This window comes from Escherichia sp. 94.0001 (assembly GCF_013369155.2).
In the GTDB taxonomy this organism is placed as follows: domain Bacteria; phylum Pseudomonadota; class Gammaproteobacteria; order Enterobacterales; family Enterobacteriaceae; genus Escherichia; species Escherichia coli_F.
Window position 1 is genome coordinate 95,353 of the sequence record NZ_JABWMS020000011.1, and the last position, 12,994, is coordinate 108,346.

Genomic DNA, 12,994 nt, shown 5'->3' on the forward strand with positions numbered 1-12,994 from the left:
CCTATTACATGAACAATATGAACGTAATTATTGCCGATGACCATCCGATAGTCTTGTTCGGTATTCGCAAATCACTTGAGCAAATTGAGTGGGTGAATGTTGTCGGCGAATTTGAAGACTCTACAGCACTGATCAACAACCTGCCGAAACTGGATGCGCATGTGTTGATTACCGATCTCTCCATGCCTGGCGATAAGTACGGCGATGGAATTACCTTAATCAAGTACATCAAGCGCCATTTCCCAAGCCTGTCGATCATCGTTCTGACCATGAACAACAACCCGGCGATTCTTAGTGCGGTATTGGATCTGGATATCGAAGGGATCGTGCTGAAACAAGGTGCACCGACCGATCTGCCGAAAGCTCTCGCCGCGCTGCAGAAAGGGAAGAAATTTACCCCGGAAAGCGTTTCTCGCCTGTTAGAAAAAATCAGTGCTGGCGGTTATGGTGACAAGCGTCTCTCGCCAAAAGAGAGTGAAGTTCTGCGCCTGTTTGCGGAAGGTTTCCTGGTGACCGAGATCGCTAAAAAGCTGAACCGCAGTATCAAAACCATCAGTAGCCAGAAGAAATCTGCGATGATGAAGCTGGGTGTCGAGAACGATATTGCTCTGCTGAATTATCTCTCTTCTGTGACCTTAAGTCCGGCAGATAAAGACTAATCATCTGTAGGCCAGATAAGACGCGTCAGCGTCGCATCTGGCATTTGCACTGAATGCCGGATGCGGCGTAAACGCCTTATCCGGCCTACGATTCCCATTATTTCAATGGATTACAACAAAGTAGGCCAGATAAGACGCACCAGCGTCGCATTTGGCATTTGCACTGAATGCCAGATGCGGCGTAAATGTCTTATAAGCCTACGATTCCCGCGATTTCCTGACCCTCTCGGCATATACCGTCAGCGTCTGTTTTATCACATCCAGCGTTACCGGCTTCGACAGGCAGCTGTCCATACCGGACTCCAGACACCGCTGCTTCTCTTCAGCCAGCGCATTAGCTGTTACTCCGATTACCGGCAACGTCAGCCCCAACTGACGAATACGTTGCGTCAAGCGGTAACCATCCATATTTGGCATGTTGACGTCGCTAAGCACGATATCAATATGATTCTTGCTAAGTACATTAAGCGCATCGACGCCATCATTCGCGGTTTTACATTGATAGCCCAACGATCCCAACTGATCTGCAAGCAGACGCCGGTTAATCGGATGATCATCCACGACCAGAATCATCATATCGTCGTTATCGCTGACCGCTTTGTCCGTCGACGGCAGAGCGTTAGCAGGATCATCGCTCTCCATCTCGATCAAATAAATACGCGCCAACAATGCCGGTAGCTCATGCGGTGCAGCCACACTGTGTACCCACTCCCCTGGCGCTTTCTCCAGCGGAATACCAATATGGCGACGACAGAAGGTCACTACCGCTCTACCCTGCCATTTTTTGCTCACTACCTCGTCGGTGATTAACACATCTTCGGGAGTTGGTTCCTGCCCTTCGTATGTTGTAACGACGATGCCGCTGCGCTGCAAACTGGTTTCCAGGAACTGACAGAGCGACGCATTGCGGACCGCCAGCCAGCAGCGTTTACCACTCAACCCTTCCACGCCTTTTTTCTGCGGGTACTGAGCGCCGTACAACGGAATACGCACGGTAAACTGGCTGCCCATTCCCGGTTCTGAATCTACCGAGATGTCGCCGTCCATCATGCTGATCAGTTTTTCACAAATCGCCAGACCCAGACCAGTCCCCTGGAAGTTACGCTGTACGCCCGTGCCGACCTGGAAGAAGGGATCAAACAAGCGCACCACTTCTTTCGCCGGAATCCCTACGCCGGTATCGCGAACGCGGATAGAGAGATAATCGCCATCAGCGCGAACATGCAGAACTATACAGCCGGTATCGGTGAATTTTATGGCGTTACTCAACAGGTTGGAGATGACCTGCTGTAAACGCATCGGGTCGCCATTTAAGGCCACTGGCACATCCGGTTCAATAAAGCAGTACAAGCCTAACTGCTTGCGTACCACCAGCGGTAAATAGTTGGCGGTGATGTGGTTCATCACTTCACGCGGTGAAAACTCACGCGGTTCGATCTTCAACTGTTCTGATTCAATTTTCGAGAAATCGAGAATATCGCTGATAATTTTCAACAACAGGCTGGAAGAGTTGTTCATTGCCGTCACCAGACGATCGACGCCTTTTGGCAGCTCTTTGGTTTGCAACAGATCCAGGTTACCGATAATGCCATACAGCGGCGTTCGCAGCTCATGACTGACGGTGGCAAGGAACATCGATTTTGACTGGCTCGCCTGTTCCGCTGCTTGTGCCATCTCCTGCAACGACTCTTCCATCTTCACGCGCGAAGAAACATCCACCAGCACACAAATAGCCACGTTTTCATTACGATAGCGCGAATGGACGAAGCTGATTTGCAGATTGGTATTGTTGCTGGTCAGGACATCAACAAAATTGACCTGCTGACCACAGATAATTTGCGTCAGTCGTTGGCGATCCTCATGCGTAAGCATATTGAGATAGGTATGCGCAAGTTCGTTACTTAAAATATTAACGCCATCAGCGGTACGCAAAATGCAGATACCCACTGGCGCGGAGGCGACAATCTTGCGATTAAACTGCTCATGTTCTTCCAGTCGCAGGGCGTCGCTTTCCGCCGGAATGAATATACGCCGCTCGTACATCCGTGCGAGAGTAAACAACGCGGCTCCGGCAAGCACATTCAGTAAAATCGCGTTAAGGATCAACATGCGAATGCGCTCCAGCACCTTATCAACCGGCACCGAATAAACGATGCTTAGCGATGAGGGTGGCAGATTTTTCTTCAGCACCAGCTCCCGGAACCCTTCCGTATAGCCAAACCAGGAACGTTCCTGCATCCAGCGAGGATCGCTCTTAATCTTGCTTTCCGGTCCGGTAAGCGAAATCAGGGTATGACCATTTTCATCAAGAATGGTTACCCCCATCGGCAACGTACCAGGTAAGAAGAAGTTCTCCATCCTGATGGTCTGCTCAACACCTAAAAGCGCCTGCAACCGGTTCGCCAGATAAACTGGCGTTAATGCGTAAAAATACCCGACGCCAGGGCGCGGACCTTCGCTGATCCAGTAGAGGTTACTGCCGCTATCATCTTGTGGTGCATTTCGATATTTATTGATGCGTTCATGCAAAGCTTTCAACGCGGTGTCGCGTTCCACTGGCATATCACGCAGACCGAAATTGGCCATGCAGAGGTTATCGCTGCCGATTAAAAATACCCGGTTGAGATCGTAAGCCGCAGAGAAATTATCGCGCCAGTAGCGCATAAACCACGCCAATGACTCCAGAGAACCTCGCCAGGTGTTACTCATTGCGGAACAATCGGAGTCGGCAAACAGTGGTTCAAACACAGGCACATCTGCCTGCGTTTCTCGTCCACGCGGCGAAAGCACACCGTTTTCTGCCGATAAGCGATTTTCAGCGATGTACTTCAGCTCTTTCATCACATCAGAGGTGCGTTGAATAAAGCGCTGAGCCTGATCGGAACTCAGATTAAATTCCTGACGAATTTCCGATTCTCGCTGATGCAACGCATTAACGATGTAAAAAACGGATGAAAAAGCAATCAACAGCCAGAGCACTAACGCCAATGCTCTGAACATGTAGCGCGAGGCTTTCAGGGTTGTACGAAAAGAAGCAAGGTATTTCAAAGGGGCGAAGCTCCGCCTCAGGTGACCGATGGAGTGTGGTTAAGGTAGCGGTAAAAGCGTGTTACCGCAATGTTCTGTCACCATTGCAATAATGCGTATCGCTTAGAAACCATTGCCTTAATCAGGAAAGCCGGAGTAAATGGACAGTTTTCAGTACGAACAACAAGAAATGACCAATCTGCCGACGCTTGTTAATGGTTATATCCTGGCGTCGGCAGATCGCCCAGCAGTCTTATCTGAAAAAAGAGAGAGCCAGGTTGTGTGAAAGGATGGATCACCAGTCAAAACTTTTCACCAGCGTCAGTTCGCCAGCATTACGCATCGGTACAATAAATGTTTCCTGTTTCTCATTAACCGATCCTTCATCGGTGATCAGCGTCAGTTGGGCGGTCGTCAATTCCGTTTCACTGCGTCCGCCATAGTAGTTGATATATACCTGATAGCGCCCGTGAACTGGCGCTGGCATGGCGAAAATCTCCGGTCCGTACCCCGTCGTGACATCCATATCCAGTGCACCACTGTTTTTCAGCACCGTGTTACCGTACCAGGCGTGTTCACCATCCGGCGTGACAACATGAAGATCGAGGTCGGTATTGTCCGTATCCCACGAGAGAACCAGCCGTAAACGCGCGCGAATCACTCCAGCCCCCGGCGTTGAGTAAAACTGCATTTTTTGTCGACTTCGCCCATCTGGGCTGATGACCTGCACGCTGTTGCTGCCTTCAGTGAAAATATAAGGGCGTGCAAATGAACCATCGGATTCAATTCTCTGCGGCATACTGGCACCGTTGACCACCAACCGGCCCTGCTGAACTTTACCCGCCGCCGCATAATTCTTTATTTTGCCGCGGATCTGCGCTGAGATATTTTGATCATCTGCCATGTTGACGGACGACGCGGGGTAATTGATCGATTGTGAAAAGCTGGCATCTTCACCATCCGCAGGATGCCAGCCAGAGAGCGGTGCATCAATCTCGACTTCCTGTACACCTTCACTGTGAGCGACAGGCGAAAGCGCCACCAGTAACAACGGAAAAAAAATCTTTCGCATAGCATTAGTCCATTAATAATTGTCGGGTCAGCGTTTCGATATAGTTCTCATCAAGCCCGGTGGGATAACCATCAAAGGCCAGGTGCAGATACTCATGGGTTAAATCAAGCCGATCCTGAAGCGTAAAGAAGTTACGAATAAACAGCCGTTTCTGCTGCCGATCGGTATAGGGGAAACCTGAGACTAAACGGCAGACCGCAAACACGTCTGGTTCGTTGTACCCCGTCTCGCCTTGTAACATACCCCGCCACTGCGGCATTTTTTTCGCCAGCCAGGCCTTCGCTTTAGGTAATAACTGGCAGGTTGAGCGTGGCCCTCCCCAGCGGCTAAGGCTATTGTCGGGATAAGCAAACGCGAGTATCTGATCGTAACGCTCTCCCTGCCCCGCCTGGGCGGTGGCTTGCCTCCAGGAAAGCGTCCCTTCGGTAGCGCGACTGCCGTGATAATGGACCGGGTCGCCCGCATAGATGAGATCCTGCGTCCAGGCGGTCATCATTCGCGCCCCCGTGGTAGCTGGCGAAGCAGAAACACGCTGCGTGGCACTGCTGTCGGGGATGTTCAGGCAATCGCCTTCCCGATTGGCGTTTTGCTGTAAGAAAGTGCGAATCGCCACGGTCATAGCTTTCGCTGCCTCAGGGGGCGTACTTTTCGCCTCGCGGTCCAGTACTCTGGCAACGTACTCTTCACGATCAAGATGCGACTGCAATTTCAGTTTGCCCTTTTCGCTCAGTAAGGTCGTCTCACCGTGGCTGACAAACGTAATGTGGTTACCATTGGTAAACGTCACACGATAGCGCCCATTAAGTACGCCGGGTTTTACTGCCGTCGAACTCTTTTCCACTGTGATTTTCTTCAGCGGATAGCGGGCAAACAGCTCCACCTCTACACATTGCCCACTGGCAACTTGCGTCGGCACTGGCAAAATCCGATTAAGTACCGTCGCATAACGGGTCAGTACCGTTTTGCTGGTGCCGCTGCCAGTAACCCACAGCGGTGTACCATCGGTTAACCAGCCAGCAAAACCACCCTGACGGATTTCCTGCTTATCATCGGCAAACCAGCTCCAGGTTTTCACCCGTAACCGACTACCGAGCATGGATGCGACACCGATTTTCGCCTCGTCCAGCACCACATCCAGTAAGACTTCCTGAGCTTTGTTTTGCGCGGGTAACGTCGCTAATGAATCAAGCAGCGATTTAACCGTTACCGAGGTTTCTGGCTTCAGCGTCGGAAGAGACGCTAACCACGCAGGTGCCTGACGCTGTTGCCAGTATTGCCCCCAAACATCTGCACCAATATGCAACCGTTGCGGCGCAAAATAGAGTCCACAGGAGCGTACCAGCGCGGTATCGCGCGTTATGCTCTCCCCAGCCTGACAACAATAAACCTCTTCCGGGGAGTTTCCGCGACACTGGTAGGGCTGCTCCGGTTGATGGGTATCCTCCAGCCAGGCGTAAACATACAGTTTCCACAAACTCCCTAACGGCGTGGTGAGTGTGTCAGGTAATGCCGAGACTTTGGTCACGCCTGATGACGACAGCTGATACAGTTGATCGTGTTGCGCGCCCCGCAGCGCCAGTTGTAACGGCGTTTCCTCCGCCAGCGTTGGCAGAGTAACCAACGCTAATAGCCAGACGATTCTGTGCCAGTTCACTTATTTCACCTGCATCCCGGTCCATTCGCTCCCTACCGCAACACTTTGCTGTGCAGGTGCATAGGAACGCACATAACGGGCAGGCGGCAGAACGAATTGCCCTTTTTGCGAGAAACGCAGCAAATGGCGGAAGGTGACCGTTCCCGTCAGTTCTTTTACCGGCACCATATAGGCCAGTTCGCCCATTTCATTGCGCGCTTTTTCCAGCAGTTGTCCTTGCTGTTTTCCGGCATTCGGTTTATTGACCGAAATGCCCCAGGTTGTACGCTCAACATCGGCTCCCGGCGGCAGCGGTACTTCTACCTGGCCGTAGCGCAGAGTTGCATCTTGCTCGCTGGTAAGCGTGATTTCATCGAGATACAGCGCATCGCTGTCAATCTCATTGCTGTTGACAGGCTGTAAGGTAAAGTTCATATCCTCTTCACCCGGGATAAGCCGATACAACTGTCGTTCAACGGTCACCGGAATGTTACTTTGTTGAGCCGTTTTTGCCGGTTCACGCCAGCGAACCTGCACGTTTTGCGGCGGTAATTCGTCACCAAAAGAGAGAATATCCGGCACGCCCTGACCAACCCAACGCCAGTATTCACCCCCTCCGGTTAACTTATGTTTGGCCCATGCGCCCGCAGGAGCAGGTAACGTAACCGGAGGCATCGTCGCCATATATTTCGCCAGCCAGTTCATTGCCAGCGCGCGCTCAATGGTGGATTGCTCAGCGGTTAAACCACTTAAAATAGCGGCAGCCTGGGTGGCGTCGCCTCCGCTATTGAGCAGCACAACCGTGTGCGCCAGCGGCTGGTTACTGTTTGCCGCTTTATCCCATGCATATTGCTGAACCTGTGGCATCACAGTGGACTTCAACTGCGCTTTTTTCAGCAACGTCATGGTTAAGACGTTTGCCACCGCATCTGCCAGTGGAGATTCAGGTGTATCGAGGATCAGACTGTCATTGATATCGCTGGTGTCTGCCTCAGAGAAATCTTTAGTTTTAGTTCCGCGCCGGGCGATAGCTTCGTCCAACCCTTTCAACAACGTTTTGCACGGCAGATTCATCTCCTGCGCCCACGCCAGCACCAGCGCCCGATGCAATAACGGCATGTTATCCGCCTGCTCCGCGTAGCTGTCGAGCATATGCTGCCAGTATTCCGGTTGTTGCGTTACGCCGAGCGCCTGACTGGCCTGCCAGTCGGCATACCATGCCCATGCCGTGAGGAATGCGTCGCCATTGCCATCTTCACCCCACCAGGTAAAGCGCGCTCCTGGCCCCGCCAGTTGCATCAGCCGCAAACGGTTATCCTGAATCATCTGACGAATGTCGTTAGCGGCGGCACTTTGATGATCGGCAAGTGAACGCCAGGCGAGACTGAGCGTGATCAGACGGCTACCGGTGTTGATCACGCCACCCCACGGTTCATCGACTAACGCATCAAGATTGTTACGGAAAATCTCCTGCGGCGTTTCGCTACTTTGTAGCCGGATATTGCTCGCCTGCTCGGGCAACATCAGCGCGTTATCGCCACCGCCGAGCATGACGTTTTTCTGCTGTTCAACGGGCCAGCTGTTATCCACAAAAGACAGTTTTGTGCTAATACTGTCCTGCACTTGCCCATTTTGTTGGAGTTCTGCACTTAACAAGCCAGATTGCTGAATATTCTGCGTCAGCGAAATATAATTCGCCCCTTTATGCAACGTCAGCGTCTGACGCACCTCCGCGCCTGAAAATTTAGTCACCAGCGCCACCGGTTCGTTATCCTGCTGACTGAAGATAAACAGTCCTGCCGCCGGTTTGTCACCCATGCGATATACCGTTGGCATACTCCACTTCATGTAGAGATTTTTTTCCGAACGCAAATAAGCACGCCCCTGCCCGACCAGCCCGTCGCCGTTCATCCCACGCGCGGTGATGCGCCAGCGGGTTAATGAATCAGGCATCAGGAACGTGAAATACGCTTTGCCTTGTTTATCGGTTGTGAGTGACGGCATCCAGGCAGCGGTATCCACCTCTTCACGCCGTGGACGTTCCAGCATTTTCACTCGCCGCTCGCTGCGGTTAGTCGCGCCAGGCGCAACAGGTTCGCTGGAGAGCGCCTGGTCGTAGCTGATAAATGACAGGCTGGAACTGGTGCGCACATTGTTACGCCCCAGCGGATAGAAAAATTTGCCGATATTCGGCGCGATTTCCGGTTGCAGCGCGTAGATCATTTCATCGACCACGCCAACCGTTAACTGCGCAGAAACTGGTTTACCTTTCAGCAACGAGGTTAATTCGACATTGACCAGTTCACCTGGCTGGTAATGGGTTTTGTCCGTTTTCACCCGAATATCCAACTGGGGAACGGCAACTTTGATCCCGGCGTTCTGAAAACTGTACTGACCGTTACGGGTATACAGCACCGAAAAAGTGATGTTAGGCGCAAAGGAATTGCTCACCGGTACGCGGGCTTCATACTGGGTATCGTTTAAACGTTGTAACGTCAGCCAGTTTGCCGGATGCGATAGCAGCGACTGCTGTTCCACGCGATCGCGTTCCAGCGTCAATAACGCTTCATCAATTGGCTCCGGGAAGGTAATCAGCATTTTCGCGGTTTCGCCTGGCTGGTACAGCGTTTTATCCGCCACGATATCTACCGTACCAGTATGCGCCGTGCAGCCCTTACCGCTGACGGCATGGCTTAACCCAGCGAGAATTAAGCCGTCTTTATCGCGTAACGTCAGGTTGTAGTTGCCTGGTTTATCGAAATTGACGGTAAAGGATTTGCCGCCAGAAGGTAGATCTCCGCTGTGGCTCGTGCGGTCTTCCAGACGCAACCACTCATACGTAACAGGAACCTGTTTTGAAGATTCCAGCGCAGCATAACGGAAAACAACCGATTCACCGCTATTGCTGTATTGTGCGGCGGTGCTCAAAGTGTAATGCGCCAGACCACGTTCAATGAGGATCTCTTTGGTGGTGGTGACACGATACGCCGCGCCGTCACTGGCGGAGACAGTTAACAAATAACGGCTTGGTTTATCGGCGGCGGGGAGATTTAACGCCACATGACCATTATCGTCGGAAACCGTTTCACTGCCTTCCAGCGACACCGGGAAACGTCCGGCATAACGCAAATCGTTACCGACCATTGATAATTGCTGAGCGCGCAAACTTAACTGCACGCGGGCATCTTTTACCGGCTCGCCATCCGGGTAAAGCAGTTGCAGTTTGCCGCTAACCGCTTCGCCTGTTTTGAACTCTTTTTTGTCGAGAGCTAAACCAATCTCAAAATGTGGCTTGATATAGTTGGCTACGCGAAAACTACTGCTATAGACCTGATTGCGGTAAGCAAGACGTAATTCATAACCTCCGGCAACGGCATTTTCTGGCAGGCGGAAACTCCCCTGCCCGCCATTACGCGCATCCAGCGTGACATTGACGGTTTGCAACAGGCTGCCATTAGCATCCAGCACTGAAAGTTTCGCCGGTGCGCTGACGATAGGGGATGAATGCAACGGATCGTGGAACTCGCGGCCCATCACTTTAACATCGACACGATCGCCTGCGCGATATAGCGGGCGATCAGTAAAGATATACAAGCGGGTATTGTAGATTTCACTTTCGTAGAAAAAATTCTCTGAGACAAAAACGCCGCCTTCTGCATCTTTACCCAGAATGTATGAACGTTCCGGCGATATATGTTGTAACTGCAAGGTACCGCTGTCATCGGTCACACCACGAGTCATCACGCCAAGACCGTCAGTCCACAGGATCTCTGAGCCTGGCTTCGCTTCACCCTGTTTTTTGCCAGCAGTCCACACCAGAAGTTCGTTGCCTGACACTTTGCTAAGCGCCACGGTATCGGAAACAAACACCACCGTCGTTGCCCGATACCCACCGACCATCGCTTCGACGAGATACAGTCCCGGCTCTTGTTTGCCGAGAGGAATATAGATGTTGCCCGGCTGCGGCGAGATGAAATTGCTGGATGCGCCTTCCAGTTTTACCCCTTGCTGCGGCTCGACCGGTTTTGCCTGCCATAGTGGATAGCGGAACTGTTCCACCAGTGGATATTTTTTCAGCGGTGAAAACTGGCTGTTCTGTACATAACGGGAAGGTTTAACAATGGCATTACCGAGCTGTAATTCGGGTAACGCCTGAGTCACATTCTGCCGTGACTGAGAAGAGAAAGTACGCTGCATTACACGGCGAGATTTGCCATACCAGTTATCCCACAGCCAGGTTAGCGTATTGTTCAGCCCGTCGCCCAGATATTGCGGTTGCACCACAATGCGATGCAGGTTTTTCTGCTGGCGCAAAAATGCCATCGGGTCAGGAATACGATACAGGCGAACGTCCACGCCGCCGTACTCTTCCATCTGGTAACGCCGATAATCACGCCCCGGCGCTTCCAGTCGCACTTTCGCCTCTTCACTGCTGCTAAAACTGCTGTCAGCGAGCAAAAAGAATGTTCCCCCGGCGGGCGGCGCATAGTTACTGGAAGGAAGCGAATCATCAGCATTAGCAAGCCCTGTTCCCACAAGAGACAGGCACAAGCACGCTGCTATCGCGCCAGAAAATTTAAACGATAAATGCCAATGAAATTGGGATTGGAATCGTTGGGTATCCATCGGGTGTCCTTCCATGTCAGAAGGAGGATAAAATCACAAAAACACATTAAAAATCATTATGTTATTTATACAATTGATTAAATGATAGACTGCAAAACGCGACAAAACACTACATTTAGAGTCACAATTAATCAATGAGTTAGATGTGATTAGTGACCTGAGACAGAGCATTAGCGCAAGGTGATTTTTTGTCCTCTTGCGCTAATTTTTTGTCATCAAACATACAGCCAATCAGAAGAGCATAAAGCTGCCAAGCATTATATGTCTTAGTTTTATGCTCATTTTCATTAAAAAAATATATAATAAGACTAATATCAGTATAAAATATTTATAACACTTAGAGTAAAAATGTAATCAGCTTATACAACCAACAATAATTTAAACTATAAAAAACAATAACAGAAACATTTATAATTTATTTTAAGTGTTCAAGCGATAAACTGGTAAATTTAACAACTTAATTTTGAGATCTAAGTCACATCAATCAAGCATTCAAACAGTTATATATTAAAGCTGTCCACATCGGATATGTGACACTAATAGTATCAATGGATTGATATTATTAATGGATATAAACATGTAATAAGGATTTATTATGAACATTCAACCGACCATACAATCTGGAATCACCTCACAAAACAATCAACATCATCAAACAGAACAAATACCCTCTACACAAATACCGCAATCCGAATTACCTCTAGGATGCCAAGCTGGATTTGTTGTTAATATTCCAGATGATATACAGCAACATGCACCGGAATGCGGTGAAACAACAGCTCTACTGAGCTTGATAAAAGATAAAGGTCTGCTCTCAGGGCTAGACGAATATATAGCTCCTCACCTTGAAGAAGGATCCATAGGAAAAAAAACATTGGATATGTTTGGTTTATTCAATGTTACCCAAATGGCATTAGAGATACCTAGTTCCGTTTCAGGCATCTCTGGTAAATATGGTGTCCAGCTAAACATTGTAAAACCAGATATTCATCCTACATCAGGTAATTATTTTTTACAGATATTCCCTCTGCATGATGAAATAGGTTTTAATTTTAAAGACCTTCCTGGCCCGTTAAAAAATGCATTAAGCAACAGTAATATATCAACCACTGCAGTGTCGACTATTGCATCGACTGGAACATCAGCCACTACTTCGACGGTAACCACCGAGCCAAAAGACCCAATACCATGGTTTGGATTAACAGCTCAAGTGGTTCGTAATCATGGTGTAGAACTTCCTATAGTCAAAACTGAAAATGGATGGAAGCTTGTTGGAGAAACACCACTTACTCCTGATGGGCCGAAAGCAAATTACACGGAGGAGTGGGTTATCAGACCGGGAGAAGCAGATTTTAAATATGGTGCATCTCCATTACAGGCAACTCTAGGGCTGGAGTTTGGCGCACATTTCAAGTGGGATTTAGATAACCCTAATACTAAATATGCCGTTCTTACCAATGCTGCCGCAAATGCGCTTGGTGCTTTAGGGGGATTTGCAGTATCCAGATTTGCTAGTACAGATCCAATGTTAAGTCCTCATATCGGTGCAATGGTTGGGCAAGCAGCAGGGCATGCCATACAGTATAATACCCCTGGATTAAAGCCAGACACTATTTTATGGTGGGCTGGTGCGACACTGGGGGCTGCCGATTTAAACAAGGCCGAGTTTGAAGTAGCTAGATTCACTGACTATCCTCGTATATGGTGGCACGCAAGAGAAGGAGCTATTTTCCCCAATAAAGCAGATATTGAACATGCCACAGGTGCTGATATACGCGCAATGGAAGAAGGTATCCCTGTTGGACAGCGGCATCCAAATCCAGAGGATGTGGTAATCGATATCGAAAGCAATGGCTTACCACATCATAATCCATCAAATCATGTTGATATCTTTGATATAATCCAAGAAACAAGAGTCTAAGCTTTAACTTGTTTATTTTAAAATAATAGCTGAAATGGATGGCAGCTATTATTAAT

Annotated in this window: 7 protein-coding genes and 1 pseudogene; 3 read left to right on the forward strand and 5 right to left on the reverse strand. The window is 49.7% G+C overall.

Annotated elements, in window-relative coordinates; all coding sequences use genetic code 11:
- The first annotated feature begins 8 nt into the window (after window positions 1–8).
- Complete coding sequence (rcsB, locus tag HEN33_RS08450) at window positions 9–659, forward strand: response regulator transcription factor RcsB (protein WP_001061917.1); 651 nt, start codon at window positions 9–11, stop codon at window positions 657–659.
- A 198-nt stretch (window positions 660–857) separates the two neighbouring features.
- Here the strand turns inward: rcsB and rcsC are convergent, their stop codons facing one another.
- Complete coding sequence (gene rcsC, locus HEN33_RS08455; RefSeq protein WP_032303395.1) at window positions 858–3,707, reverse strand: two-component system sensor histidine kinase RcsC; 2,850 nt, start codon at window positions 3,705–3,707, stop codon at window positions 858–860.
- A gap of 139 nt (window positions 3,708–3,846) precedes the next feature.
- On the opposite strand from rcsC, the gene HEN33_RS26800 reads away from it, so the two are divergent.
- Window positions 3,847–3,972 (forward strand): hypothetical protein, encoded by a 126-nt coding sequence (locus HEN33_RS26800; RefSeq protein WP_255233127.1) that lies wholly within the window; start codon window positions 3,847–3,849, stop codon window positions 3,970–3,972.
- 9 nt (window positions 3,973–3,981) lie between these two features.
- Here HEN33_RS26800 and HEN33_RS08460 read toward each other — a convergent pair whose 3' ends face one another.
- From HEN33_RS08460 to HEN33_RS27080, 4 genes and pseudogenes are all read right to left on the reverse strand, one after another.
- Window positions 3,982–4,758, reverse strand: a complete 777-nt coding sequence (locus HEN33_RS08460; RefSeq protein ID WP_032184657.1) for a YfaP family protein — start codon at window positions 4,756–4,758, stop codon at window positions 3,982–3,984.
- 4 nt (window positions 4,759–4,762) lie between these two features.
- Window positions 4,763–6,412 (reverse strand): DUF2300 domain-containing protein, encoded by a 1,650-nt coding sequence (locus HEN33_RS08465; protein ID WP_176263204.1) that lies wholly within the window; start codon window positions 6,410–6,412, stop codon window positions 4,763–4,765.
- Entirely contained in the window at window positions 6,413–10,927 is a 4,515-nt protein-coding gene (locus tag HEN33_RS08470; protein ID WP_183083423.1) for an MG2 domain-containing protein, read from the reverse strand.
- A 23-nt stretch (window positions 10,928–10,950) separates the two neighbouring features.
- Window positions 10,951–11,040, reverse strand: a pseudogene (locus HEN33_RS27080) (DUF1175 family protein); the annotation flags it as partial.
- Window positions 11,041–11,612: 572 nt separating this feature from the next.
- Between HEN33_RS27080 and nleA the strand changes: the two are divergent.
- Entirely contained in the window at window positions 11,613–12,938 is a 1,326-nt protein-coding gene (gene nleA / locus HEN33_RS08480; RefSeq protein WP_001025672.1) for a type III secretion system effector NleA, read from the forward strand.
- The last annotated feature ends 56 nt before the right edge of the window (window positions 12,939–12,994 follow it).

Bases quoted from the DNA above. Each gene is read 5' to 3' on its own strand.
- rcsB (WP_001061917.1), top strand. From the start codon at position 9: ATGAACAATATGAACGTAATTATTGCCGATGACCATCCGATAGTCTTG.
- HEN33_RS26800 (WP_255233127.1), top strand. From the start codon at position 3,847: ATGGACAGTTTTCAGTACGAACAACAAGAAATGACCAATCTGCCGACG.
- HEN33_RS08460 (WP_032184657.1), bottom strand. From the start codon at position 4,758: ATGCGAAAGATTTTTTTTCCGTTGTTACTGGTGGCGCTTTCGCCTGTC.
- nleA (WP_001025672.1), top strand. From the start codon at position 11,613: ATGAACATTCAACCGACCATACAATCTGGAATCACCTCACAAAACAAT.